Genomic DNA, 24,579 nt, shown 5'->3' with positions numbered 1-24,579 from the left:
CCCGGCTGACCGGGCGTGCGGCGGTCGGCCGCAGCCCGTCGGCGGCGAACCCCACCGAGGTGACCCTCGACGACGGCGCGGTGGTCGTGGTCAAGCGCGGTGAGGATCCGCAGGCGGTGCGTGCCGAGGCCGCGGGGCTGCGCTGGCTCGCCGAGGCGGGCGCGGTACGGGTCCCCGCCGTGCACGGCCACGACCGCCGCTGGCTGGTCACCGACCGGGTTCCACCCGGCCGGCCGAGTCCAGGGGCGGCGGCGCGGTTCGGCCGTGACCTCGCCGCCCTGCACGCCGCCGGGGCGCCCGCGTTCGGTGCCGCTCCGCCCGGCGGGCCGCGGGAGGCGTACATCGGACTCGCGCCGATGCGCAACGTTCCCGGCAGCGACTGGCCGGGCTGGTACGCCGAGCACCGGGTGCTCCCCTATCTGCGCCGCGCGGTCGACGACGGCACCCTGCGCCCCGCAGAGGCGGCCGTGCTCGAACGCGTACTGGAACGGCTGCCCGAACTGGCCGGCCCCGCCGAACCGCCCGCGCGACTCCACGGCGACCTGTGGAACGGCAACGTGCTGTGGGGCGCGGACGGCGAGGTCTGGCTGATCGACCCGGCCGCGCACGGCGGGCACCGGGAGACCGACCTGGCGATGCTGCATCTGTTCGGCTGCCCGCACCTGGACCGCGTACTGGACGGATACCAGGAGGTCGCGCCGCTCGCCGACGGCTGGGCCGGCCGCGTCGGGCTGCACCAGCTCTTCCCGCTGCTGGTGCACACGGTGCTCTTCGGGCGCGGCTACGCCGGACAGGCGGTCGCCGCGGCCCGCGGCGCCGGCCGGTGACCCTACCCGTCGCCCTCCACCAGCCGGGCGAGGTTGTCCAGGGCCATGCGCGTCCCCAGCTCGTTGTCCGCGCGCGGCACCTCGTCGGGGACGTCCTCGTGCACGATCACGACCTCCGTCCCGCCGTCCACCTCGGCCAGTGACGTGGTCATCGTCATCGTGCCGTGCAGGGCGTCCTCGTCGGTCTCGAACGCGAGCACCTCGACCACCAGCCGATCGGGCACGAGCCGGGCGAAGTGCCCCCGGTAGGTGTCCGTGCGGGCACCCGACTTGCCCCGGGCGCCCGGCTCGTCGTACGAGAGGGACACCCGGAACGTGCCGCCCTCACGGGCGTCGAACGCGTGGACATGAGCGGTCATGCCGTCGGGGACGCGCCATCCCGCGACCGCGTCCGGGTCGGTGAGGGCCCGGTAGACGGCGGCGGGAGACGCCTGCACCCGCCGTGAAACCCGTGTGGCATACATGGCAGCAACGTACACACACGGCGCCCGGAGCCGGGACCGAACCGTACGACACCGGACGGACGGTGCCTCACGATTGTCCCGGTTCTGTCACCAAGTAGCCCTGGAGTCCCAGGTGTTGCTCCCGCACATTCACCGCGTGCTAAGAAATACGGCGTCACAGTGGCGCGTAGCGTCCCACGGGGACGCCGCACGCCATGTCGGTCCGGTCCGTGAGGGCCGTAGGGGGAAGGTCACCTTAGTGAACCGCATGCGCACGACCGTCGCGGCGCTGGCCGCGGCCGGTGTCGTCACCGCCGCACAGCTGGGCTTCGCCGGGGCCGCTTCCGCGGCGACCGCCGCACCGCAGAGCTCCGGTTGCCCGATCAACATCGTCTACCCGTCCCGTTTCTACGTGGACCACAACGGGTGGGTGACCAATGGCGGCCTGTACTTCGGCATCAAGAGCAAGACCACGAAGCAGTTCAAGAACGTCACGTTCACGGTCACCAACGTCAAGAACATCCGCTTCGGCACGGCGACGCCGAAGGGCGGCAAGATCAGCCACAGGACCTCGCAGACCGTGTCGGTCCGCACCACGACCTTCAAGGGGAAGGCGAGCCTCGGCTTCAAGGTCCGGACGCACCTGCTGAACACCAGGAGCTACAAGGTGAAGTTCACCCTGCACGGCTCCGGCTGGAACTGCGCCGTCAACCAGGGCACCTGGGGCGCCTGACCTCGCGGGCACCGGACGGCCGGCGACCGTTTCGGTCCCCCGCCACCCCGCGTGCCGATGCCCCGGCCCCTGCGGCCGGGGCACCGGCACGCGGGCGAAGACGCGGGAGTGCGCGGGACCGTGACGTGCCGGGACCATGATCGGTGCGGCCCGGATAGGCACGCGGGGTACGCTGCGAATGCCGGCCGGTTACGGGCGATGGCATGTGCGCACCGGTGCGCACGGCGGGAAGAAGGGCGGGTGCGGATGGACTGGCGCGAGTTCGCCGAGCAGATGGCCCAGCTGGCCCGGCGCCTGCTGGCCCAGGACTCCGCGCAGGAGACGCTCGACGAGATCGTCCGGGCGGCCGTCGAGCTGATCGACGGGTGCGAGGCCTCCGGGATCCTGGCCCTGCGCAAGGGGCGCGCCGTGACGCTGGCCGCCTGCGGGGACATGGTCGAGGAGTCCGACCGGTTGCAGGGCGAGGTCGGCGAGGGCCCCTGCTTCGACGCGGCCCGCCGCGTCGACGGGGACCGCCTCTTCCGCATCGCCGACCTCACGCAGCCTCAGCCGGCGTGGCCGCGGTACGCGCCGGCCGCCCGCGACCTGGGCATCGGCAGCATGATGGGTTTCCTGCTGTACACCCACGACCAGGACTTCGGCGCGCTGAACCTCTACTCCAGCCGTCCCGGCTCCTTCACCAAGGACAGCGAGACCGCCGGCTGGCTGTTCGCCTCGCACGCCGCCGTCGCCGTGGCGGGTGCCAGAACCGTCGACCAGCTCGAACACGCGTTGGAGACCCGGCACGCCATCGGTGAGGCCATGGGCATCCTGCGGGAGCGCCACGGCCTGAGCGAGGAGGACGCCTTCGCCGTCCTGCGCCGCATCTCCCAGCACCACAACGTCAAGATCCGCGACGTCGCGCAGACCATCCGTACCGACGCCTCCAAGCAGAGCTGACACGGGCCGAGCGGGCCGGGGCTCCCCCGCGCCGTCCCCCGGCTGCTGAGCGGCCGGGGGATGGTGCCGCGGTCATATTCGGGGGCAGGACCGCCCGTTCGGGTGGCACCGCCCGCGCGGCCGCCCTCCGCCCGCCCTCGTGACCGAGGAGGTGACTGCCTCTCGCCTCACGCGGCGCGGCAGTGTAGACATGGCTCATGGTCCGACTCCCGGGTCGTACCGGCCCCCGGTCGGCCCGCCGTCCCAACGGACGGCGTCTCCAGCTCGCGTCCGGCCCAGCCCGGCGGGCGCGCGAGCTGGCCGGGCATGGCCGATCGGGCCGGAGCAGACCGTCCGGGCTGCGGTCGCTCGACGGGCGCAGCGTCGCCGGGCAGGTGTTCCTGCTCCAGGTCGCCATCGTGGTGCTGCTGGTCGCGGCGGCCGTGGTGGCGCTGGTGCTTCAGGTGCGGCACGACAGCGGCCAGGAGGCCCGCAACCGCTCGCTCGCCGTCGCCGAGACGTTCGCCAACGCCCCGGGCGTCCGGGAGGCGCTCGCCGCCCCGGACCCGACGGCGGTGCTGCAACCGCGGGCCGAGGCGGCCCGCAAGGAGGCGCACGTCGACTTCCTCGTCGTGATGAACACCAAGGGGATCCGCTACACCCACCCCGAGCCGGACCGCATCGGCAAGAAGTTCGTCGGCACCCTCCAGCCCGCGCTGGCCGGCGGCACGGTCGTCGAGCAGGTCGACGGGACGCTCGGGCCACTGGTGCAGGCTGTGGTGCCGGTCCAGGCGCCGGACGGCAAGGTGGTGGGCCTGGTGTCGGCCGGCATCACCACCAGGAACGCCGGCGGCCTCGTGGACCGGCAGCTGCCGGTCGTCCTGGGCGCCGCGGCCGTGGCCCTGGCCCTGGCCACGGCGGGGACCGCGCTGGTCACCCGCCGGCTGCTGCGCCAGACCCACGGGCTCGGCCCCCGGGAGATGACCCGGATGTACGAGCACCACGACGCGGTGCTGCACTCCGTCCGGGAAGGCGTGACCATCGTCGGCGACGACGGGAGGCTGCTGCTGGCCAACGACGAGGCGCACCGCCTGCTCTGCCTGCCCGAGGACGCCGAGGGCCGGCATGTGCTCGACCTCGGACTCGCCCCCGAGACCGCCGACCTGCTGGCCTCCGGCCGGATCGCCACCGACGAGGTGCACCTGGTCGGCGACAGGCTGCTGGCGATCAACCAGCGGCCCACGGACATGGCGGGCGGCCCGTCGGGCACCGTGGCCACGCTGCGCGACTCCACGGAGCTGCGCGCCCTGTCCGGCCGGGCGGAGCAGGCGCGGGAACGCCTCAGCCTGCTCTACGACGCCGGGGTGGGCGTCGGCACGACCCTGGACGTGACCCGGACCGCCGAGGAACTCGTCCGGGTCGCCGTTCCCCGATTCGCGGACTACGCCACCGTGGACCTGTACGACGCCGTGCTGGACGGCGAGGACCCGGATCCGGGGGCCGCGCTGCGCCGTACGGCCTGCGCCGGGATCCGCGAGAACACACCGCTCTATCCACTGGGGCAGGAGATCCGCTTCATCCCCTCCACCCCGCAGGCGCTCGGTCTCAAGACCCGCCGGCCGGTCCTCGAGCCCCGGCTGGAGGCGGCCCCGGGCTGGCAGGCCCAGGACGCCGAACGCACCGAGCGGGTGCTGGCGTTCGGCATCCACTCCCTGATCACCGTGCCCGTGCGGGCGGGCAATCTGGTGCTGGGCCTGGTCAGCTTCTGGCGGTCGGAGAAGGACGAGCCCTTCGACTCCGAGGAGCTGGCCCTCGCCGAGGAGCTGGTCGCCCGGGCCGCCGTCTCCATCGACAACGCCCGCCGCTACACCCGCGAGCACGGGCTGGCGGTCACCCTTCAGCGCAGCCTGCTGCCGCGCAGCCTGCCCGAGCAGAACGCGCTGGACGTCGCCTACCGCTATCTGCCCGCGCAGGCGGGCGTGGGCGGGGACTGGTTCGACGTGCTGCCGCTGTCCGGGGCGCGGGTCGCACTCGTCGTCGGGGACGTGGTCGGCCACGGGCTGCACGCCGCGGCCACGATGGGGCGGCTGCGGACCGCGGTCAGCAACTTCTCCGCCCTGGACCTGCCGCCCGAGGAGCTGCTCGGGCTGCTGGACGAGCTGGTCGGCCGTATCGACCAGGACGAGACGGCCGACAGTGCCGGCGCGCCCATCACCGGCGCGACCTGCCTGTACGCGATCTACGATCCGGTGTCCCGCCGGTGCGCGGTCGCCCGCGCGGGGCATCCGCCGCCCGCCGTGATCGGGCCCGACGGGGACGTGACGTTCCCCGACGTGCCCGCCGGTCCCCCGCTCGGGCTGGGCGGGCTGCCGTTCGAGACGGCGGAGCTGGAGCTGGCGGAGGGCAGCAGGCTGGTCCTGTACACGGACGGGCTCGTGATGGACCGGGAGCGGGACATCGACACGGGCCTCGAGGAGCTGCGCACCGCTCTCGCCTCCGCCGGCGAGTCGCCGGAGGACACGTGCCGGGCCGTCCTGGACGTCCGGCGGCCGTTCCGGCCGGTGGACGACATCGCGCTGCTCGTGGCCCGCACCCGCGCCCTGGGGCCCGGGCAGGTCGCCGAGTGGGACGTGCCCGGGGAGGCGGCGGCCGTCGGGGACGTGCGCGCGGCGGTGAGCCGGCGGCTGGCCGAGTGGGGACTGGAGGAGCTGACGTTCACCACCGAGCTGATCCTGAGCGAGCTGGTCACGAACGCAATCCGGTACGGCGCCGAGCCCATCCGGGTCCGGGTGCTGCGTGACCGCGCCCTGATATGCGAGGTCTTCGACAGCAGCAACACCTCCCCGCACCTGCGCTATGCGGCGAGCACGGACGAGGGAGGCCGCGGACTGTTCCTCGTCGCGCAGCTCTCCGAGCGGTGGGGCACCCGCTACACGCCCACCGGCAAGGCCATCTGGGCCGAGCAGCCACTGCCCTGAGACGCTTCTCCCACCATCGAGTCTCTTGGAGCCCTTTTCGTGCACGACACCCCCGGCACGACCGCGCCGCAGGGCGCGGCCCGCCGCAGCGTCCTCGCCCTGATCGGCGGCTCGCTCGTCGCCCTCCCCCTGCTCGGCGCCCGGGGCGCCGCCGCGGCCCCGGGCCTGGACGACCCGGCGAAGAAGGAGATCGCCATGAAGCTGGTGTCGAGTGCGGAGAACTCCACGCTCGACTGGAAGGCCCAGTACGCGTACATCGAGGACCTCGGCGACAGGCGCGGCTACACGGCCGGCATCGTCGGCTTCTGCTCCGGCACCGGCGACATGCTCGGCCTGGTGCGGCACTACACCGACCGCAGGCCGCGCAACGTACTGGCCGGGTACCTCCCGGCGCTGCGCCAGGTCGAGGGCACCGACTCGCACCGGGGACTGGACCCCGGCTTCCCCGAGGACTGGCGCAGGGCGGCGCGGGACACCGCGTTCCAGCGGGCCCAGAACGACGAGCGCGACCGCGTCTACTTCGACCCGGCCGTCGCCCAGGGCAAGGCGGACGGGCTGCGCGCCCTCGGCCAGTTCGCCTACTACGACGCGATCGTGATGCACGGCGGCGGTGGCCTGACCGGCTTCCGCGGCATCCGCGAGCGGGCCTTGCGCACGGCCCGCCCCCCGGCCCGGGGCGGCGACGAGGTGACGTATCTGAACGCGTTCCTCGACGCACGCCTGTGGGCCATGCGGCAGGAGCCGGCCCACCGCGAGACCAGCAGGGTCGACACCGGGCAGCGGGTCTTCCTGCGCCAGGGCAACCTCGATCTGGAACCGCCGCTGGACTGGAAGGTGTACGGGGACGGCTACCACCTCGGCTGACGCCGCGGCGGGCCGGGGCCCCGCGTTCGGCGTCAGCCCAGGGCGCGGTCGAGATTGTAGGCCGCGCTGATCAGGGACAGGTGCGTGAAGGCCTGGGGGAAGTTGCCCTGCTGCTCGCCGGTGGGGCCGATCTCCTCGGCGTACAGGCCGAGGTGGTTGGCGTAGGTGAGCATCTTCTCGAAGGCGAGTCGGGCCTCGTCGAGGCGGCCGGCCCGGGTGAGGGCCTCGACGTACCAGAACGAGCAGATGGAGAACGTGCCCTCGTCGCCGCGCACCCCGTCGGGGCTGGCCTGCGGGTCGTACCGGTAGACGAGCGAGTCGGAGACCAGGTCGCCGGTTAGCGCGTCGAGGGTGGACAGCCACTTGGGGTCGGTCGGCGCGATGAACTTCGCCAGCGGCATCATCAGCATGGCCGCGTCCAGTACGTCGCCGTCCTCGTACTGGACGAAGGCCTGCCGCTCGGCGGACCAGCCGCGGTCCATGATGCGGCGGTAGATGGCGTCCCGGCTCTGCCGCCAGTGGGGCAGGTCGGCGGGCAGGCCGCGGCGGTTGGCCAGCCGCATGGCGCGTTCGACGGCCACCCAGCACATCAGCCGCGAGTACAGGAAGTTCTTCCTGCCGCCCCGGGTCTCCCACACCCCCTCGTCGGGCTGGTCCCAGTTCTCGCACACCCATTCCACCAGCGCGGACACGTCGTCCCACTGAGCGCTGGAGATGGGCTGGGCCCACTTGTCGAAGAGGTAGATCGAGTCGATCAGGGCGCCGTAGATGTCGAGCTGGAGCTGGTCGGCGGCGGCGTTGCCGACCCGCACGGGCGCGGAGCCCCGGTGCCCCTCCAGGTGGCAGAGTTCGCGTTCGGGCAGCTCGCTGCGCCCGTCGATGCCGTACATGATCTGCAGCGGGCCGGTCGCCTTGCCGTCGCCGGGGCTGATGTGCCGGGTCAGGAAGCGCATGAACGCCTCGGCCTCGCCGGCGAAGCCGAGCCGCAGCAGTGCGTAGACGGCGAACGCGGCGTCGCGCACCCAGACGTAGCGGTAGTCCCAGTTGCGCTCACCGCCGACCCGCTCGGGCAGGCTCGTGGTGGGCGCGGCGACGATGGCGCCGGTCGGGGCGTAGGTGAGCAGTTTCAGGGTGAGGGCGGAGCGGTGGACCATCTCGCGCCAGCGGCCGCGGTAGCGGGACTGCGCGAGCCAGTGGCGCCAGTAGGCGACCGTGGCGCAGAACTGTTCCTCGGCCTCGGCGTGGGCGCACCGCCGTGGGGCCACCTCGCCGCCGACCTGGTCCAGCGCGAAGACGGCCGACTCGCCCTCGGCGAGCTTGAAGTCCGCGCGCAGGTCCGTGCCGTCGCTCTCCAGGGGCACGGTGGACGTCAGGGCGAGGGACAGGGTCTCCGACTCGAACAGGGCCGTGCAGCCCTCCAACCGGACCGTGTGCGGGTCGGCGCCGTAGTTGAAGCGGGGAGCCACCCGGGCCCGGAACGGCAGGGTGCCGCGTACGCAGAGCACGCGCCGGATGAGCCGGTGCCGTTCGGTCTCGGCGGATCCCAGCCGGTCTCCGGACACCGGCATGAAGTCCTGCACCTCGCCGACGCCGTCCTCGGTGAAGAACCGGGTGATCAGCACATTGGTGTCGGGGAAGTAGAACTGCTTGGTGCGCACCGCCTCGGCCGCGGCGAGTTCGAAGCTGCCACCGCGCTCGGCGTCCAGGATCGCGGCGAAGACGCTCGGGGCGTCGAAGGCGGGGCAGCAGTACCAGTCGATCGTGCCGTCGGTGCCGACGAGGGCGACACTGCGCAGGTCGCCGATCAGGCCGTGGTCGGCGATCGGAACGTAGCGGGGTGTGCCCGTCTCGGGCCCTCGGCTTCGGGTGTCGGCCATCGCGGCTTCCTCCTGTCCCCCTCGCATTTCCCCTCGCACGGACCGGTACTCGCGGATCCCGCGATTCCTCCAGCTTAGGAGCGGTCTTCCGGATGCAGGGTGCCGTCCGACGGGCAATCGTGGGAGGAGGTCCCGCTCCCGCTGCACGAGGGCCGCACTCCGGACCCGGGCGGGGACCCAGCCGGACCCGAGGAGGTCACATGTCGACGTCACAACCCGATGCATCCCGCGAGCCCGGGGAGCGCTGCACCCCGGACGACGTGCTCCACGCCCGTACCGGCACCGACGTCTCGCCCGAGGACGTGGTGCTGGCCGCGGGCCGCGACATCACCCCGCGCAACCTGGAGTGGGCCAAGCGCAAGATCGAGACGGAGGGGCCGGCCGCCCTGGACAAGCTGCTGCCTTAGGGTCTTTCGTTTGGATCAGGCCGGATCAGGGAGCGGGGTCGGTGCCAGGGCCCGCGAGCCCGGCCTGATCCAAACGAGAGGCCGTAGGTACCCCGGGCCGTGTGCGAGAGGGATCGGAGCCCTCTCGTTCCGGTCCCTTTCGTTCGTCCCTTTCGCCGGCGGGCGTCGCTCTGCGAGACTCCGGGGCGTGCCCGACTTCGACATGATCGTCATAGGATCCGGACCGGGCGGCCAGAAGGCCGCCATCGCCGCGGCCAAGCTGGGCCGCCGGGTCGCTGTCGTCGACAGACCCGACATGGTCGGCGGGGTCTCGATCCATACCGGAACCATTCCCTCCAAGACCCTGCGCGAGGCGGTGGTCTACCTCACCGGACTCACCCAGCGCGATCTCTACGGTCAGAGCTACCGGCTGAAGGAGGACATCACCGTCGCCGACCTGACCGCACGCACCCAGCACGTGGTGGGCCTCGAGGTCGACGTCATCCGCAGCCAGCTCTCCCGCAACCATGTGGCCCTGCTCGCCGGGACCGGCCGCTTCGTCGACGAGCACACCGTCGCGCTGCGCGAAGTGAACGGCGAGGAAAGGCTGTTGACCGCCGAACACATCGTCATCGCGACCGGTACGCGGCCGGCCCGTCCGGACAGCGTGGAGTTCGACGGACGCACCATCATGGACTCCGACAACGTGCTCACACTGGAGCGGGTGCCGCGGTCGATGGTCATCGTCGGCGCGGGGGTCATCGGGATGGAGTACGCCTCCATGTTCGCCGCGCTCGGCAGCAGGGTGACCGTCGTCGAACGGCGGCCGGGCATGCTCGACATGTGCGACGTCGAGATCGTGGAGTCGCTCCGCTACCACCTGCGGGACCTCGCCGTCACCTTTCGCTTCGGGGAGACGGTGGCCGCCGTGGAGCGGCACGAGAACGGCACGCTCACCGTGCTGGAGAGCGGCAAGAAGATACCGGCCGACGCGGTGATGTACTCGGCGGGCCGGCAGGGCCTCACCGACGGACTCGACCTGGAGAAGGCCGGGTTGAGCGCCGACGCACGCGGCCGGATCGCGGTCGACGAGCACTACCGCACGCAGGTGCCGCACATCTACGCGGTCGGCGACGTGATCGGCTTCCCCGCGCTCGCGGCGACCTCGATGGAACAGGGCCGGGCGGCGGCGTACCACGCCTGCGGGGAGCCGGTCGGCAGGATGAGCGGCCTTCAGCCGATCGGCATTTATACAATCCCGGAGATCAGCTTCGTCGGGCGGACCGAGGACCAGCTCACCGAGGACCGGGTGCCGTTCGAGGTCGGCGTCTCCCGTTACCGGGAGTTGGCCCGCGGGCAGATCATCGGTGACTCGCACGGCATGCTGAAGCTGCTGGTCTCGCCGGAGGACCGCACGCTGCTCGGGGTGCACTGCTTCGGCGCCGGGGCCACCGAACTCATCCACATCGGGCAGACGGTGATGGGCTGTGGCGGCACCGTGGACTACCTCGTCGACGCGGTGTTCAACTACCCGACGCTCGCGGAGTCGTACAAGGTGGCCGCCCTGGACACGACGAACAAGCTGCGGCAGATCGACCGGATCGGGGGCTGACCCCGGGGCCGGGTCAGGGCTGGGTGCCGTCGTCCGGCAGCGTGTCGTCGTGGACGATGTGGACGGCGGCCTCCTCGGCTCCGGCGGCTCCCGCGTCGATGCCCATGTCGGCGGCGACCTCCTCCTTGGTGGTGTCGCCGCGGACACCCTCGTCCGGGGCGACGAGGCGGCCGGCGCGGTCCCCGCCCGCCTCGGGGTCGACCGGTTCGCCCTCACCGCCGGGCAGGTCGCCCACCCCGTCGCCCTCGGGCCCGCCCTCGTCGGGCCGCTCCTGCGCCAGCCGCTGGTCGAGGCTCTCGCCCTCGCGCTGTTCGGCGGCCGTCGTGCCGTACTTGGTGACGCCCAGCGGCTTCTCCGGCGGGGAGTAGCCCTCGTCGAGGACGTCGTCGTAGGTCCGCTCCCCCACCGCGTTCTCCATGTCCAGCGGCGCGGCGTCTCCCTGTTCCTCGTTGTCCCCGGTGGGCTGGTAGACGTCGTCTGCCATCGGATCGGTGCTCACGGGTTCCTCCCTGGCGGGCCTTGCGGCGTGTCGTGATCCGCGTTTCCCGCAGGGCCCGTCCCAATCACCCCGGTGGCAATGAGGGGATGGTCCCGCGTCCGTCAGGCGGACAGCAGTCCGCGGCCGAGCCAGTCGGAGGAGTCGCGGACGCCGGGCAGGGCGAAGAAGTAGCCGCCGCCGGTCGGGGAGATGTAGTCGACGAGGGGTTCGTCGATCAGCCGGGTCTGGGTGGCCTCGAACTGGCGGACGACGTCCTGCTGGTAGCAGCAGAAGACCAGGCCCATGTCGAGGTTGCCGACGCTGTCGACGCCGCGGTCGTAGTTGTAGCCGCGGCGCAGGATGCGGGAGGTGTCGGTGGCGGCGGTGCGCGGGTTGGCCAGCCGGATGTGGGAGTCCAGCGGGATCGCCGTGCCCTTGGGGTCCTTGGCGTACTGGGGGACGTCGGTCTCCTTGGCGCCGTCCAGCGGGGCGCCCGTGTCCTTGCGGCGGCCGAACATCTTCTCCTGCTCGGTCAGCGACACCCGGTCCCAGAACTCCACCAGCATGCGGATGATCCGGATCACCTGGTAGCTGCCGCCGGCCGCCCAGGTCGGCTCGCCCTGCCCGCCGCCCACCCAGACCAGGCGGTTCGTCTCCCGGGCGGAGGCGACGTCCGGGTTGGCGATGCCGTCCTTGAAGCCGAGCAGGTTGCGCTGGGCGCCGGTGGGGCGCGGGCCGCTCTGGAAGCCGTCGACGCGCCACTTGATCTGCAGGGCGCCCCGGGTGTGCCGGGCGATGTCGCGCAGTGCGTGCAGCACCGTGTCCTGGCGGTCGGCGCAGATCTGCAGGGACAGGTCGCCGTGGCACTCGGCGGGGTTCAGGTGGTCGTTGGGGAAGGTCCGCATGGGGGTGAGCCGCCGCGGTATCGCCTTGGCCAGCCCGAAGCGGTCGTCGAAGAGGGAGGCGCCGACGCCGACGGTGACGGTGAGGGAGTCGGCGGGGATCTCGGGACCGAGGATGCCGTTGTCGGACGGCGGGGCACCGACGCCCAGGTCGGTGGGGGTGCCGCCGGCGGTGAGGAAGCGGGCCCGCTCGGTGATGGTCCGCAGCAGTGCGGCGAGTTCCTCGCGGTCCTCGGCGATGACGTCGAAGGAGACGAAGGCGGCGGCCGCGGGGGCGGGCGTGAGGACGCCTGCCTGGTGGACGCCGTGGAACGGGACCGCGGCCCCGGCGGTGCCATCCGCGGCGTGCGCCTGGCCCGCGCCGCTCCGGGCGAGGGCGAAGCCGCCGCCGGCCAGGACCGCGCCGGCGGCACCGGCGCCCAGGGCCGTCTTGACGAAGGTGCGGCGCCCGTGGCCGGCGGGGCAGCCGCCCTCGGGTGCGGACGTTTCGGCGGACGGCATGGAGCGGTTCCCTTCGGTGCGTACGGTCTCGGGTGTCACGGCGCGCGGTGCGGTCATCAGGCGGACTTCCGGATCTCCAGCAGGTCCGGTACGGGGGCGAGGTCCTCCAGGAGTTGTCCGGTGGCCCCGTCGAGGCGGGCCCGGGTGATCGCGTCGAGCCGGTTCACGGGGGTCCAGGCGTTCCCGTGGTGGGCCGCCTCGAGCAGCTTTCGCAGCCGGGCGGTGTCCGCGTCGAGCGTGGGCAGCAGGTGTGGGGCGCGGGAGGTCAGCAGCGGCTTGAGCACGGTGAGCAGTTCGCTGGTGCCGGCGAGGTTGGCGTCGGCCGTGGCCAGCCCGGTGCCGCTGCCCTGGTCGGTCTGGCCGGTGAGCTCGAACTGGAGGGTGTTCTCGAGGATCTCGTGGGCTCGCAGCGGCAGGTCACCGGGGTCGAACGCCTGCGTGGGGAAGGCCTTGCGCAGGCCGGCGGCGGCGTCGGCGAGCTGCTGGGCGGGGGCCTTCAGGCGGTCCGCGCTCCGGCCGTGCCACAGGCCGTACTCGATGCGGTGGAAGCCGGTGAAGTCCTTGTCGTCCACTCCCCCGGGCAGCCCGTCGGGCCGGCCGTTGATCTTCTTGTCGAAGTCCTCGAAGGTGCCGTAGGCGGCGCCGAGGGAGGAGTAGGTGCGGTGGGCGGTCAGCCAGTCGGCGCGGGCCGCGTCGAGGTCGCCGCCCTGGATGTCGGCGTTCAGCCGGCCGGTCTGGGCGACGAGCGTGGCCAGACCGCGTTCGACGTACTGCCTGTACTCCTTGAGCGGGGTGGCGAGGTCCTGCTCGGACACCGGGACGACCGCCGTGGCCCCTGACCCGCCGCCGACCCGGACGGCCTTGGAGGTGACGGCCGTGCCGCCGGTGGGCACGCAGCGCCAGGCGTAGCTGCCGCCCGCGACGGTGGCGACCAGGTCGCGGGTGGTGCCGGGGGCCAGGCCCTCGATCTCGCCGTAGACCGCGTTGGTGGCCGGGTCGATCAGGTACACCTCGGACGTCTTCGACCCGGTGTTCTGCATCTGGAACGTCTGGCGCCCCGGCTGGGGCGCGGTGAAGCCCTTGCCGCACTCGGTCTCCGAGACGGCGACGGTCTGGGCTCCGGCGGGCTTGGGCCGTCCCAGGGCGACCACGAACCCGGCGACGACGGCGGGCACCGCGACGACGGCCACGGGCACGACCCAGGCGGGACGCCTCCGGCGGGCGACGGCCGCCTGCGCGTGCGGTTCGGCCGGTGTCTCGCGGACGCCGCGGTCCGGCCTCCGCGCCGGGTCAGCCCCCTCGGCCCGCACCCCACCGGCGCCGTCACGACCGGACGGGCCGTCGGCCCCGGAGGCTGCGGGGGTCCCGGCGTGGGCGGCGGCAGGCGTCTCGGCCCGGGAAACGGCGGGCGTCCCGGCTCGGGAAACCGCGGGCGTCCCGGCCCGGGAGGCGGCGGGCGTCCCGCTGGCCGCCGCTGTCGTCGCCGCAGTGGCGGCACCCGCGTGCGGCCCGGCGGCTCGGTCCCCGCCCTCAGCCGCCGCCGCGGCCGCCGGCCCGGCCTCGGCGGCCGCCCCGGCAGGGCTGCCGTCCGGCGTCTCGGCAGCGGCACGCGGCCCGCTCGCGGCGGCTGCCCGAGGCCCGCTCTCGGCACCGGCGCCCCGCGCGGCCTCCGGCAAAGCAGCGGCCGTCGTGCCGGTCGGCGCCGTGACGGGCACCGGCTTCGTGGCGGGCACCGGCTTCGTGACGCGTACGCCCCGGACGAACAGGGTCATCACCACGGCGAGGTAGCCGGCGTAGCCGAGGACCTGGAGCCAGGTCATCGTCGGGGTGAGGTTGAAGACGCCCTGGACGAGGGTGCTGTACCAGGAGCCCGCGTCGACGGTGCCGCCGAGGTCGACGGCGTACGCCGCCTTGCCGGGGAGGACTCCGCCCTCCTGGAGGTCGCGCAGGCCGTAGCCGAGGACGCCGGCCGCGATCACGATCAGTACGGCGCCGGTGGCGGTGAAGAACTTGGTGAGGTTGATCTTCAGCACCCGCCGGTACAGGCCCCAGCACAGGCCGGCCGCAAGGACCAGACCGATCCCGGCGCCCGTCAGCGGTCCCGCGGACTCGCCGGCCGCGCGGGCGGTGGTCCACAGGAACAGGGCCGTCTCCAGGCCCTCTCGGCCCACCGCGAGGAAGGAGGTGAGGATCAGCACGCCGGCGCCCATGCCGAGCGCGCCGGCCACCTTCTCCTTGATCTCACCGGAGAGGCTGCGGGCCGAGCGGCGCATCCAGAACACCATGGCGGTGACGAACGCGACGGCCACGACGCTGAGGGCACCGCCGAACGCCTCCTGCGCGGTCGCGGACAGCGAGGCCGCCGTGAAGGTGAGCACCGCGCCGAAGCTCATCGCGAGCGCGATGGCCGCGAGGACGCCGGTCCACACCTGCGGCAGCCGGGACTTGGCTCCGGCCCGGACCAGGGTGGCAACGAGGATGGAGACGATCAGTCCGCCTTCGAGTCCCTCTCGCAGCCCGATCAGGAAACTCGGAAACGCGTCGTCCCACATGCCGTACGGCCCCTCCCTGGCACACCGCCCCGGCCGCCCTGGGACCGGGTTAGCGAAGGCATGCCTAACTTCGTGATCCATCATGACTACACGCGTGTAGCCGGCTGGTCATGAAGCGGCAATAGGCCGGTAAAGGTCGGCGTGCGCACAGGAGTCCTCGGTCACAACCGATCTCGCCGCGCCGGCGACGTGTGCGGGTCCGGCCGAGCGATCTGTTTCACTCGTTCGGGCGATCACGGGAACGCCCGGAGGGCCTCCGTCGTCTACAGTGACGTAGACGGTCTACAGATTTGTAGTCACTCGGCCGGTGCCCTCAGCCTCGCGCCCGCCGACCCGACGGAAAGGGCCCGCGACGATGATCGCACCCCCGCACCTGTCGTCGCAGCTCGCTGTCAATGTGCTGGACGCCCAGTCGCTGCTGGCCGCCTTCGGCGTGCTCGGCGTCGGCGTGGTGATGTTCGCCGAGACGGGGCTCCTGATCGGCTTCTTCCTGCCCGGCGACTCGCTGCTGTTCACCGCGGGCCTGCTGTGCACCGGCACGGCCGACCGGGGTGTGCGGCTGTCGCTGGCCCCGTTGCTGGTCGCGGCCGTCGTCGGCGCGCTCGCAGGCTCGCAGTGCGGCTTCCTGCTGGGGCGCAGGGCCGGCGGCGCCCTGCTCGCCCGCAGCCGCTCCCCGCGCCTGCACGAGGGAGCCGGTCGCGCCGAGGAACTCCTGGAGCGGTACGGGTTCGCGAAGGCGATCGTCCTGGCCCGTTTCGTGCCGGTGGTGCGTACGGTGCTCAACCCGATGGCCGGCGCCCTGGGCGTGCCGACCCGCACGTTCACCCTGTGGCAGGTCGTCGGCGGTCTCGTCTGGAGCGTCGGCCTCACCCTCGCGGGGTACGCGCTCGGCTCCTCCGTCCCGAACATCGACAAATACCTGCTCCCGGTGATCGGACTTATTGTGATCGTGTCGCTGATCCCGCTCGTCCCGGAGGTCCTGCGCTCGCGCCGGGCCGCGAAGGCCAAGGAGGCGCGCGGATGATCCTCGCCCTGTCGGGCTCGTCCATCGACGGCCCCCTGTACTCGGACGTGGTGGACCTGGCCCGCCGCTCCCCCGCGTGGTGGGACGACATGGTGACGGTGTGGTCGGCCTACGGCCTGGCCGTGTTCGCCGTGCTGATGCTCGCGGTCTGGTGGCGCTCCCGCCGGGTGGACGCCGGGACGGCGGTCACGGCCCTGGTGGTGCCACTCGTCGTGGTGCTCGCCTACGCCGTCAACTCGCTGGTGAAGCTGCTCGTGCACGAGGTGCGCCCGTGCCGCACGCTGCACGTGGTCACCCTGGAGGCCTGTCCGGCCCGCACCGACTGGTCCTTCCCCAGCAACCACGCGGCGATCGCCGCCGCGGCCGCGGTGGCGCTGCTCCTCGTCTCGCGCCGGCTCGGCGCGATCGCCTGCGTGGCCGCCGTCGCGATGGCCGCCTCCCGGGTCTGGGTCGGCGCCCACTATCCGCACGACGTGGCAGCCGGGCTCCTGACCGGCGCCCTGGTGGCCTACGTCGCGATGAAGGCGCTGCTGCGCCGGCCGGAGATACTCGCCCGGCGCCTGGCCGCGACGCGGCTGCGGCCGTTGCTGGTGTCATGAGGCCCCGGGACAGCGCCGACCTCGCGGGCAGTGCGGGGCTCGGCGCCTGGGCCGCGTTCGCCGTGCTCGGACTGGTCGTCGGCGGCCATGGCGCCCCCCTGTCCGTGGACGACACCCTGCTCTCCTGGTCCCTCGACCACCGCCCGGCGGTGGCGGTGGCGGTGGCCCGCGGGCTCACCGCCACGGGGACGGGGGTCGTCCCGTACCTGCTCGTCGCGCTGGCCGGCCTCGCCGTCGGCCGCACGGCCCGGCAGCGTGCGGTCGCGGCCGCTCTCGGCCTCGGCTGCCTGGGGGCGGGCCAGGCCCTGCGCTACGGCGTGATGGAGCTGATCGCCCGGCCGCGTCCGCCGCGGCAGGACTGGGCGGCCCACGCCTCGGCCTGGTCGTTCCCGTCCGGGCACACCACCACGTCCGCGCTGACCGCCGGGCTGGTGATCCTGGCGATAGTCGTGCGTGCCCCGCGCGGCCGTGGGGCGGTCTGCCTCGTCGTCGGCTGCTGGGGCGCGCTGGTGGGGCTGACCCGGGTGTATCTCGGGGTCCACTGGTTCACCGACGTGATCGGCGGCTGGCTGTTCGCCGCGGGCTGGCTCGGGGTGTGCCTGTGCGCGGCGGCCTGGTGGCTGCCATCCGGCTTCGTGTCCGAGCTGACGACGAGATCCGGAGGGCCGGTGGAGGAACATGCGGACCAGGGTTCCGGCGGCCGAGGACGGTCACGCCCTGCGTGACGCCCCGGCGCCGCGGCCTGCACGACGAAAACTTCGACCCACCCTCGACGCGAACCCACGGCCGCGACCGGCCGACGACGGACGCCGGGGGCGCCAGGTGGGCGAACCGCGCGGCCACGAGCCGCTCACCGGGCAGCGACTCGGCCACACCGGCGCGGGGCCCCGAACAACTGGTCTACGAGACCGCGCCGGTCGGATCCTCGCCGAACAGACCGGCCGAGGACGTTCTCGTCGGCGACAGGGGGTATCCCGCCGGCCGGTTCGGCGCGGGAGTGTGCGCGGCGGCCGCACGGCGCTGCACGCCTCGCCGGGCCAGGGCCGGGCCCGCCCGGGTGGCGAGCGAGACCGTGGCGGCGAAGACGCGGCACGCCGACCGGCCCGTGGTCGCGGACCAGGAAGGCCCGCAGGACCCGGTCGCGATCGCTTGACAGACGTACCCTGCCAGCGGCTCGGCCGCCGCGCCCCGCCGGCCCGCCCGGGTGGCGAGCGAGACCGTGGCGGCGAAGACGCGGCACGCCGACCGGCCCGTGGCCGCGGACCAGGAAGGCCCGCAGGACCCGGTCGCGATCGCTTGACAGACGCACCCTGCCAGCCGCCACGAGCCGTCCACCGGGCAACGGCTCGGCCACCGCGCCCCCCCGGGCGAGGGCCGGGCCTGCCCGGGTGGCGAGCGAAACCGTGGCGGCAAGGACCCTGCACTCCGACCGGCCCATGGTCGCGGGCCGGGAGGGCCCGCAGGACCGCGGCGCCGGCCGTCCTGCCCGGGAGACACACCGCTGTCGCGGGCCCTTGCCCCAGTCGTGCCACCAGGCCCGCGGGCGCGGCGGGTTGGTGACGGGCGGGCGGATCCGGGCGTCAGGGGCCGGTGGCCTCGCGCGGCTGGGGCGCGACGTACAGGCGCAGGTCGCCGAAGCGGTGGGAGGGCCAGGTGCGGGCGTACTCGGGCGGGGTGCCGTCGGCGGTGGTGAGGGCGGCGACCGGCAGGCGCCGCGCGGCCTGATCGATGGCCGCCGGGGTGCTGTTGGTGTTGGGGCCCGAGGTCGCGGCCGAACCGCAGCCGGTGTAGAAGGCGATCGGGATGGCCTCCTCACCCGTGAGCAGACAGGGCGGGCGAACTCCGAGGCGGTGCAGCGTGGTGGCGGTGCCGGACCAGGCGCGGCGGTCGACGGTGGTGCGGTGGACGGTGTGGGCGAGGACGGCGTACTGCACCGCCAGATGCCCGGCGAGGCCAACGGCGGCCAGGGACACGGCAAGCGGCCGCCACCTGCCGCTCGGCGCTCTGAGAAGGTGGACGAGGGCGTCGGCGGCCGGGATCGCGAGCAGGGCGTAGGCGGGCAGCAGGAAGCGGGGCGCCGCGTATCCGATCATGAACAGGTACGGGAAGGCGGCCGTGGCCGCGCAGGCCAGCGCGACCAGCGTGGGCGGGCTCCGCCGGGCGCGCACGGCAAGGGCGAGGCCCAGCAGGGCGAGCAGCGGCAGGACGTACCACCAGGCGGTGACGGCCGGGTTCGGCTGCGCGCCGGTGCAGGGCCGGCACAGGGCGCGCCCGCCCAGGCTGCGCAGTTGGTCGGCCACGGCGAAGTGCCAGCCCAGGCCGCCCTGTATGGCGGAGCCGTCGGACAGCCGCTGGAACAGGCCTCCGTAGGCGACGTACGCCTCGATCACCCATTCGGCGGACCCGGCGACCAGTCCGGCGAGCAGCGCGGCGAGCGGCTTCCAGCGCCGCTCCAGCAGGGTGAGACCGAGCAGGGGCAGGACCACCCAGACGGCGTCCATGGGGCGCATCAACGCCATGAGGGCGGCGCCGCCGGCCAGGCCCCACAATGCGGTGAGGTCGCGCCGGGCGGTCCGGACCCGCAGACAGCAGCCCGCACAGGCGAGGGCGCCGATGGCGACCCAGTAGTTGGGCATGGCCTGCGGACCGTAGAACAGGGTCACCCACAGGGAGGCGAATAAGGCGCCGGCCAGGGCCAGGACACCGGAGCGGAACGCATGCCGCCACACGCGCAGGGCCAAGTACAGGGCGAGCCCGGAGAGCACCGCGAGGTAGACGCGCAGCAGCGTGGTGGACGACGACCAGGAGGCGACCGGCGCGACGAGCAGCGAGACGCCGCGGGCGCGCGGGGCGCTGAAGTAGGCGGCCGGTGCGTGTCCGCTGACCTGGCTGACGTAGATGGACTCGTCCCAGCCGAGGCCCATGCCGGGGCGGACGAGGAGGAGTTGGGCGAGGGTGAAGGCGGCGGCCACCGCTGCCACGAGGACGTCGCCGCGGGCCCGGCGGGCGCGGGCGGAGCCGGACCCCGGCCCCGCTCGCCGCGTCCCGGCGAGTATGGCGTGCGTACTGTCGGCCATCTCCACCCCTCACCCCCGCACCGCGGGGTTTCGGACTTCCCGCGTTCCGCGCCGCCGGCGCAGGAACCAGGTAAGCAGGAACCAGGTAGGACGTCAGAGAAACAAGTAACACGTCAGGGAAAACAGGTACGACGTCAGGGAAAACACGGACAAACTAACCCGCGCCGCGCCCACGTGCCGGGCGGGACGCCGCCGGACGCCTGACCCCCTACGCGCTGTAAGGTTGAGGGCATGGCTGGAAGAGGGCCTCACGGCAGGGTGGAACGGCGCAGTTCGGGCGAGTTGGAGAGCGAGGTCCTCGCGGCCTTGTGGTCCACGGAGCACCCGCTCACCCCCGCCGAGATCCAGCTGGAGATCGGCGGCGGTCTGGCCTACAACACCGTGCACACCATCCTCAAGCGCCTGTACGACAAGGGCCTGGTGCTGCGCGAGGTGGACGGGCGGCGGGGCGCCTACCGGCCGGCCAAGAACGCGGCCGAGCTGACCGCCCAGGCGATGCACGACGCCCTGGACCGCGGCCCCGATCCGATCGCCGCCCTCCAGCAGTTCGTGACCGGGCTGCGCCCAGAGGAGGAGCGTGCCCTCCGTGAACTGCTCACCGGAGGCGCCGCGTGACGGTCGACGTCTACACCCCGCTGGCGCTGTCCGCGCTGCTCGCCGCGATCAGTCCCGCGGTCGGCCGGCGGGTGGCCCCCGCCCTGGCCGCGCGCGTGCTGACCGCCGCTGCCGCGGTGACGGCCGCCGCCACCGTGTGGTCCCTCGTCCTGCTGGCCGCCACCCTCCTCAACGACGCCCCGCCGGTCGTCGCCGAGGCCCGGGAGGCCGGCCACGTAATCCCGGACCCGGTGCCCGAGGCGATCGGGATCGCCGCCTGTCCGGCCCTGGCGCTGATCGCCCACCGGCTGTGGCGGACCATCCGCGCCGAGTACGCCACGCGCCGTGCGCTGCGGCGGCTGTGCGAGGGGCAGCCGGGGGACACCGAACTCATCGTCGCCGCCTCACCCGTGCCGCGGGCGTTCGCCATCCCCGGCTCACCGGGCCGGATCCTGGTCACCGCGGCGATGCTCGGCGCGCTGGAGCCGGTCGAGCGCCGGGTGCTGCTCGCCCACGAACGCGCCCATCTGGCGCACCGGCACGCGCTGCTGGTGACCACGGCCAGGCTGGCCTGCGCGGCCAACCCGCTGCTCGGGCCGGTCCGCGACCAGGTGGCCTTCCTCGTCGAGCGCTGGGCGGACGAGCGGGCCGCCGCGGAGGTCGGCGACCGCACCACCACCGCCCGCGCACTCGCCCGCGCGGCGCTCACGGCCGGGCGGGCGGAGCCTTCGTGCGCGCTGGGCTTCACCGATCGCGCCGTCACCCGCCGTATCGCGGCGCTCCAGTCCGCCCCGCCGCCGTATCTGCGCTCGGTCGCGGCGGCCGTCCTCGCCCTCGGTGCGCTGCCCGCCCTGGGCGCCGCCGACGCCACGGGCGACCTGCTGCGCCTGCTGGTGCACATCGTCCCGTAGGCCGACGGCGTCCCGTACGGCGAGGAGCGCGCGTCAGCGGGCATTGGGCTTGCGGTGCGGGGGCTGCTCCGGGGCCGGCAGGTGCTTCGGCGGTGGGACCGGGCGGGCCGTGGCGGCTCCCGGGCGGAGCGTGACCGGGGTGTCGTGGTGACGGATCGTCATGGTCGGCCCGTCGAGCAGCGAGTACGTGGCGCTCTGCTGGGTGACCTCCACGCGCAGCCGGCGCCCGCGGAACTGGAGTGTGAAGGCGAGGCGGCTGAACTTCTCCGGCAGCCGCGGCGAGAACCACAGCTCCTCACCGGCCCGGCGGGTGCCGCCGAACCCGACCACCAGCGCCTGCCAGGTACCGGCCAGGGAGGCGATGTGCAGCCCGTCGCGGGTGTTGTGCTCCAGGTCCTCAAGGTCCATGAGGGCGGCCTCGGCCGCGTAGTCGTAGGCCAGGCGCAGATGTCCCGCCTGGGCGGCGATGACCGCCTGCACGCAGGCCGACAGCGAGGAGTCCCGTACGGTCAGCGGCTCGTAGTAGGCGAAGTTGCGGGCGATGTGCTCCTCGTCGAACTCGCTGCCGCAGGTGTACATCGCGAGGACCAGGTCGGCCTGCTTGATCACCTGCTTGCGGTACAGGTCGAAGTAGGGGAAGTGCAGCAGCAGCGGGTACTGGTCGGCGCGGGTGCCGGCGAAGTCCCAGCGCTGGTAGCGGGTGAAGCCGGCGTGCTGCTCGTGCACGCCCAGCTCGGCGTTGTACGGGATGTTCATCGCCTCGGCCGCGTCCCGCCAGGTGGCGCTCTCCTCGTCGTCGGCGCCGAACCGTTCCGCCTCGTTCGGATGACGTTCGACGACGTTGGCCGCGGCCAGCAGGTTCGCCCGGGCCATCAGGTTGGTGTACGTGTTGTCGTCGGCGATCGCGCTGTACTCGTCGGGGCCGGTGACACCGTCGATGTGGAAGGTGCCGTGGTGGTCGTGGTGCCCCAGCGAGCGCCACAGCCTGGCCGTCTCCACCAGCAGTTCCACTCCGGTGTCGCGTTCGAAGTCCTCGTCGCCCGTCGTCGCGACGTAGCGCACCACGGCGTGCGCGATGGCGGCGTTCACATGGAAGGCGGCGGTGCCGGCCGGCCAGTACGCCGACCCCTCCTGGCCCTCGATGGTCCGCCAGGGGAACGCGGCGCCGCGCAGGCCCAGCTGGGCGGCGCGCTCCCGGGCGGCGGGCAGGGTGTTCTGCCGCCAGCGCAGCGCCTCGGTCACGGCGTCGGGCGCGGTGTAGGTGAGCAGGGGCAGCACGAACATCTCGGTGTCCCAGAAGGCGTGCCCGTCGTAGCCGGAGCCGGTCAGTCCCTTGGCCGCGATCGCCCGCTCCTCGGCGCGGGCGCCGGCCTGAAGGACGTGGAAGAGGGCGAAGCGGACGGCCTGCTGGATCTCCTCGTCGCCGTCCACCTCGACGTCGGCACGGGACCAGAAGTCGTCGAGGTACGCCCGCTGTTCCTCGACCAGGCCGGTCCAGCCGCCGTGCGCGGCGGCCGCCAGGGCCGCGTCGACCTGGTCGCTCATCGCCGGCAGGGAGCGGGCGCCGGACCAGCCGTGCGCGACGAACTTCTCCACCCGCAGCCGCTCTCCCGGCTGGAGGACGGAGGCGACCGTCAGCCGGGCCAGGTGGGGATGGCTCTCACTGTCGGTCCTGGTGTGCTCGGGCCCGGAGACGACGTGGTCGGCGGCCACGGCCACCCGAAGGCCGCTGCGCCGGGTGCGGTGGACCAGCCGCAGCCGTTTGCCGGAGACGAAGTCGTCCTCCGGCTCCAGCGGGGACTCCAGGGCCATCGCCGCGCGGGGGTCTCCGTTGGACTGCGGCATCTGCTCGTTGGCCACCAGCTCCGACTGGATGACCACGCGGGCCTGGGAGCCGACGGGCTCCACCTCGTAGGCGACCGCGGCGATCGACCGCTGGGTGAGGGAGACCAGGCGGGTGGAGCGCACCCGGACCGTCGTGCCGGCCGGGGAGATCCACTCGCAGGTCCGCTCCATCACCCCGCGGCGCAGGTCGACAGTGCGCTCGTGGGAGACCAGCCGGCCGTAGCGCAGGTCGAACGGCTCGTCGTCGACGAGCAGCCGCAGCACCTTGCCGTTGGTGATGTTGATGAGCGTCTGGCCCGACTCGGGGTAGCCGTAGCCGGCCTCCGCGTACGGCAGCGGGTGCACCTCGTACACGCCGTTGAGGTAGGAGCCGGGCAGTCCGTGCGGTTCGCCCTCGTCGAGGTTGCCGCGCCAGCCGATGTGCCCGTTGGACAGCGCGAAGACGGACTCGCTCTGGGCGAGGACGTCGAGGCTGAGTTCCGTCTCGCGCACGGTCCACGGCTCGACGGCGTACGAACGGTGGGTGATCACGAGGTTCCTCCTCCCGCGCCGAGAAGTTCGGCGAGGTCCTTGACGACCACGTCGGCGCCGTGCGCGTACAGCGCGTCGCGCTGGCCCACGCGGTCGACACCGACGACGTATCCGAAGCGGCCCGAGCGGCCCGCCTCCATGCCGGCCAGCGCGTCCTCGAAGACCGCGGCCCGCCCGGCGTCGACGCCCAGGTCGCGGGCGGCGGCCAGGAAGGTGTCGGGCCGGGGCTTGCCGGGCAGCGCGCGTTCGCGGGCGACCACTCCGTCGATGCGGACGTCGAAGAGGTGTTCGGCGTCGATGGAGTGCAGGACGTCCCGGGTGTTGGCGCTGGAGGAGACGATCGCGGTCCGCAGGCCCTCGGCCCGGACGGCCCCGATGTAGCGCAGGGTGCCCTCGTACGCCTCCACACCCTCGGTACGGATCTTCCCCAGGAGGAGTTCGTTCTTGCGGTTGCCGACCCCGTTGACCGTCGGGGCGTCCGGCGGGTCGTCGGGGCTTCCCTCGGGCAGTTCGATGCCGCGGGAGGCGAGGAAGGTGCGCACCCCGTCGGCGCGGGGGCGGCCGTCGACGTACTCGTCGTAGTCGGCGACCTGGTCGAAGGGCCGGAAGCCGGCGCCCTCCCGCTCGCGCAGGAAGGCGTCGAACGTCTCCTTCCAGGCGGCCGCGTGCACCACGGCCGTCTTGGTGACCACCCCGTCGAGGTCGAAGAGGCAGACGGTGATGTCTTCGGGCAGACCGAGCTGTGTCATAAAGGCACCTTTCCCCGCATCGCGGCTTCGAGAGGGTGTCGAGTGCCACATCCGGCCGATCCGTATCTGACGTTCAGTCGGGGCGAACGGTCGTCAGTCCCGCGGCCATCGTGCTCCCGGCGGCGGGCGTACGCCGGTTGTGCCGGCGCGTCCTCCCCGCGGCGCCGGGATCCGTCCC

At 73.3% G+C, this 24,579-nt stretch carries 21 protein-coding genes; 13 read left to right on the top strand and 8 right to left on the bottom strand.

Translation table 11 applies throughout. The features are described from left to right. Positions 1-5: 5 nt before the first annotated feature. Positions 6-827 carry a fructosamine kinase family protein gene (locus ABZ818_RS23830; protein WP_361418094.1) on the top strand — a complete coding sequence of 274 codons (822 nt, stop codon included), beginning with the start codon at positions 6-8 and terminating at the stop codon, positions 825-827. A gap of 2 nt (positions 828-829) precedes the next feature. Here ABZ818_RS23830 and ABZ818_RS23825 read toward each other — a convergent pair whose 3' ends face one another. Continuing rightward, entirely contained in the window at positions 830-1,291 is a 462-nt protein-coding gene (locus ABZ818_RS23825) for an SRPBCC domain-containing protein (RefSeq protein ID WP_361418027.1), read from the bottom strand. Between the two features lie 247 nt (positions 1,292-1,538). Between ABZ818_RS23825 and ABZ818_RS23820 the strand changes: the two genes are divergently transcribed. From ABZ818_RS23820 to ABZ818_RS23805, 4 genes are all read left to right on the top strand, one after another. Then, a complete protein-coding gene (locus tag ABZ818_RS23820; protein ID WP_361418024.1) occupies positions 1,539-2,003 on the top strand; it encodes a hypothetical protein in 465 nt (154 codons plus the stop codon). 246 nt (positions 2,004-2,249) lie between these two features. Then, positions 2,250-2,942: a GAF and ANTAR domain-containing protein gene (locus tag ABZ818_RS23815; RefSeq protein ID WP_361418022.1), complete on the top strand. Its 693-nt coding sequence runs from the start codon at positions 2,250-2,252 to the stop codon at positions 2,940-2,942. Positions 2,943-3,139: 197 nt separating this feature from the next. Further along, positions 3,140-5,899, top strand: a complete 2,760-nt coding sequence (locus ABZ818_RS23810) for a SpoIIE family protein phosphatase (protein ID WP_361418019.1) — start codon at positions 3,140-3,142, stop codon at positions 5,897-5,899. Between the two features lie 39 nt (positions 5,900-5,938). Beyond that, positions 5,939-6,763, top strand: a complete 825-nt coding sequence (locus ABZ818_RS23805) for a chitosanase (protein ID WP_361418016.1) — start codon at positions 5,939-5,941, stop codon at positions 6,761-6,763. A 32-nt stretch (positions 6,764-6,795) separates the two neighbouring features. On the opposite strand, the gene ABZ818_RS23800 is transcribed toward ABZ818_RS23805, so the two are convergent. Then, positions 6,796-8,640: a glycoside hydrolase family 15 protein gene (locus tag ABZ818_RS23800; RefSeq protein WP_361418013.1), complete on the bottom strand. Its 1,845-nt coding sequence runs from the start codon at positions 8,638-8,640 to the stop codon at positions 6,796-6,798. A gap of 200 nt (positions 8,641-8,840) precedes the next feature. On the opposite strand from ABZ818_RS23800, the gene ABZ818_RS23795 reads away from it, so the two are divergent. Both ABZ818_RS23795 and sthA read left to right on the top strand, forming a co-directional pair. After that, positions 8,841-9,047 (top strand): hypothetical protein, encoded by a 207-nt coding sequence (locus ABZ818_RS23795; RefSeq protein WP_141355358.1) that lies wholly within the window; start codon positions 8,841-8,843, stop codon positions 9,045-9,047. 187 nt (positions 9,048-9,234) lie between these two features. Continuing rightward, on the top strand, positions 9,235-10,638 hold the full coding sequence (sthA, locus tag ABZ818_RS23790; protein WP_361418010.1) for a Si-specific NAD(P)(+) transhydrogenase: 1,404 nt from the start codon (positions 9,235-9,237) through the stop codon (positions 10,636-10,638). Between the two features lie 13 nt (positions 10,639-10,651). Here sthA and ABZ818_RS23785 read toward each other — a convergent pair whose 3' ends face one another. From ABZ818_RS23785 to efeU, 3 genes are all read right to left on the bottom strand, one after another. Continuing rightward, positions 10,652-11,137, bottom strand: a complete 486-nt coding sequence (locus ABZ818_RS23785; RefSeq protein WP_361418007.1) for a DUF5709 domain-containing protein — start codon at positions 11,135-11,137, stop codon at positions 10,652-10,654. Positions 11,138-11,238: 101 nt separating this feature from the next. Further along, on the bottom strand, positions 11,239-12,519 hold the full coding sequence (gene efeB, locus ABZ818_RS23780) for an iron uptake transporter deferrochelatase/peroxidase subunit (protein ID WP_361418004.1): 1,281 nt from the start codon (positions 12,517-12,519) through the stop codon (positions 11,239-11,241). Positions 12,520-12,575: 56 nt separating this feature from the next. Then, positions 12,576-15,071 carry an iron uptake transporter permease EfeU gene (gene efeU / locus ABZ818_RS23775; protein ID WP_361418001.1) on the bottom strand — a complete coding sequence of 832 codons (2,496 nt, stop codon included), beginning with the start codon at positions 15,069-15,071 and terminating at the stop codon, positions 12,576-12,578. 355 nt (positions 15,072-15,426) lie between these two features. On the opposite strand from efeU, the gene ABZ818_RS23770 reads away from it, so the two are divergent. Genes ABZ818_RS23770 through ABZ818_RS23755 form a run of 4 tightly spaced genes read left to right on the top strand, consistent with a single transcriptional unit; the run spans position 15,427 to position 17,847 of the window. Then, positions 15,427-16,095, top strand: a complete 669-nt coding sequence (locus ABZ818_RS23770; protein WP_361417998.1) for a DedA family protein — start codon at positions 15,427-15,429, stop codon at positions 16,093-16,095. After that, entirely contained in the window at positions 16,092-16,694 is a 603-nt protein-coding gene (locus tag ABZ818_RS23765; RefSeq protein WP_361417995.1) for a phosphatase PAP2 family protein, read from the top strand. Before ABZ818_RS23770 ends, ABZ818_RS23765 begins: the two co-directional genes overlap by 4 nt. Next, on the top strand, positions 16,691-17,419 hold the full coding sequence (locus ABZ818_RS23760; protein WP_361417992.1) for a phosphatase PAP2 family protein: 729 nt from the start codon (positions 16,691-16,693) through the stop codon (positions 17,417-17,419). Before ABZ818_RS23765 ends, ABZ818_RS23760 begins: the two co-directional genes overlap by 4 nt. Next, complete coding sequence (locus ABZ818_RS23755; RefSeq protein WP_361417989.1) at positions 17,416-17,847, top strand: hypothetical protein; 432 nt, start codon at positions 17,416-17,418, stop codon at positions 17,845-17,847. The genes ABZ818_RS23760 and ABZ818_RS23755 overlap by 4 nt, the downstream gene beginning before the upstream one ends. A 427-nt stretch (positions 17,848-18,274) precedes the next feature. On the opposite strand, the gene ABZ818_RS23750 is transcribed toward ABZ818_RS23755, so the two are convergent. Further along, a complete protein-coding gene (locus tag ABZ818_RS23750; RefSeq protein ID WP_361417985.1) occupies positions 18,275-19,771 on the bottom strand; it encodes a hypothetical protein in 1,497 nt (498 codons plus the stop codon). Positions 19,772-20,002: 231 nt separating this feature from the next. Between ABZ818_RS23750 and ABZ818_RS23745 the strand changes: the two genes are divergently transcribed. After that, the gene (locus ABZ818_RS23745; RefSeq protein ID WP_361417982.1) at positions 20,003-20,386 is read left to right on the top strand and encodes a BlaI/MecI/CopY family transcriptional regulator; all 384 of its coding nucleotides are present in this window, start codon (positions 20,003-20,005) and stop codon (positions 20,384-20,386) included. After that, positions 20,383-21,276: a M56 family metallopeptidase gene (locus ABZ818_RS23740; protein ID WP_361417980.1), complete on the top strand. Its 894-nt coding sequence runs from the start codon at positions 20,383-20,385 to the stop codon at positions 21,274-21,276. The genes ABZ818_RS23745 and ABZ818_RS23740 overlap by 4 nt, the downstream gene beginning before the upstream one ends. Positions 21,277-21,309: 33 nt before the next feature. Here ABZ818_RS23740 and ABZ818_RS23735 read toward each other — a convergent pair whose 3' ends face one another. Further along, entirely contained in the window at positions 21,310-23,652 is a 2,343-nt protein-coding gene (locus tag ABZ818_RS23735) for a glycosyl hydrolase family 65 protein (protein ID WP_361417977.1), read from the bottom strand. Next, on the bottom strand, positions 23,649-24,401 hold the full coding sequence (locus tag ABZ818_RS23730) for a beta-phosphoglucomutase family hydrolase (protein WP_361417974.1): 753 nt from the start codon (positions 24,399-24,401) through the stop codon (positions 23,649-23,651). Before ABZ818_RS23730 ends, ABZ818_RS23735 begins: the two co-directional genes overlap by 4 nt. Between the last annotated feature and the right edge of the window lie 178 nt (positions 24,402-24,579).

Source organism: Streptomyces sp. NPDC047453, assembly GCF_040643155.1.
Taxonomy (GTDB): domain Bacteria; phylum Actinomycetota; class Actinomycetes; order Streptomycetales; family Streptomycetaceae; genus Streptomyces.
This window is presented reverse-complemented; position numbering and strand designations above follow the sequence as displayed.

What these genes read in the sequence shown, in the direction of transcription:
- ABZ818_RS23825 (WP_361418027.1), bottom strand. Translation starts at nt 1,291, where the DNA reads ATGTATGCCACACGGGTTTCACGGCGGGTGCAGGCGTCTCCCGCCGCC.
- ABZ818_RS23820 (WP_361418024.1), top strand. Translation starts at nt 1,539, where the DNA reads ATGCGCACGACCGTCGCGGCGCTGGCCGCGGCCGGTGTCGTCACCGCC.
- ABZ818_RS23815 (WP_361418022.1), top strand. Translation starts at nt 2,250, where the DNA reads ATGGACTGGCGCGAGTTCGCCGAGCAGATGGCCCAGCTGGCCCGGCGC.
- ABZ818_RS23810 (WP_361418019.1), top strand. Translation starts at nt 3,140, where the DNA reads ATGGTCCGACTCCCGGGTCGTACCGGCCCCCGGTCGGCCCGCCGTCCC.
- ABZ818_RS23800 (WP_361418013.1), bottom strand. Translation starts at nt 8,640, where the DNA reads ATGGCCGACACCCGAAGCCGAGGGCCCGAGACGGGCACACCCCGCTAC.
- ABZ818_RS23795 (WP_141355358.1), top strand. Translation starts at nt 8,841, where the DNA reads ATGTCGACGTCACAACCCGATGCATCCCGCGAGCCCGGGGAGCGCTGC.
- efeB (WP_361418004.1), bottom strand. Translation starts at nt 12,519, where the DNA reads ATGCCGTCCGCCGAAACGTCCGCACCCGAGGGCGGCTGCCCCGCCGGC.
- efeU (WP_361418001.1), bottom strand. Translation starts at nt 15,071, where the DNA reads ATGTGGGACGACGCGTTTCCGAGTTTCCTGATCGGGCTGCGAGAGGGA.
- ABZ818_RS23770 (WP_361417998.1), top strand. Translation starts at nt 15,427, where the DNA reads ATGATCGCACCCCCGCACCTGTCGTCGCAGCTCGCTGTCAATGTGCTG.
- ABZ818_RS23765 (WP_361417995.1), top strand. Translation starts at nt 16,092, where the DNA reads ATGATCCTCGCCCTGTCGGGCTCGTCCATCGACGGCCCCCTGTACTCG.
- ABZ818_RS23760 (WP_361417992.1), top strand. Translation starts at nt 16,691, where the DNA reads ATGAGGCCCCGGGACAGCGCCGACCTCGCGGGCAGTGCGGGGCTCGGC.
- ABZ818_RS23750 (WP_361417985.1), bottom strand. Translation starts at nt 19,771, where the DNA reads ATGGCCGACAGTACGCACGCCATACTCGCCGGGACGCGGCGAGCGGGG.
- ABZ818_RS23745 (WP_361417982.1), top strand. Translation starts at nt 20,003, where the DNA reads ATGGCTGGAAGAGGGCCTCACGGCAGGGTGGAACGGCGCAGTTCGGGC.
- ABZ818_RS23730 (WP_361417974.1), bottom strand. Translation starts at nt 24,401, where the DNA reads ATGACACAGCTCGGTCTGCCCGAAGACATCACCGTCTGCCTCTTCGAC.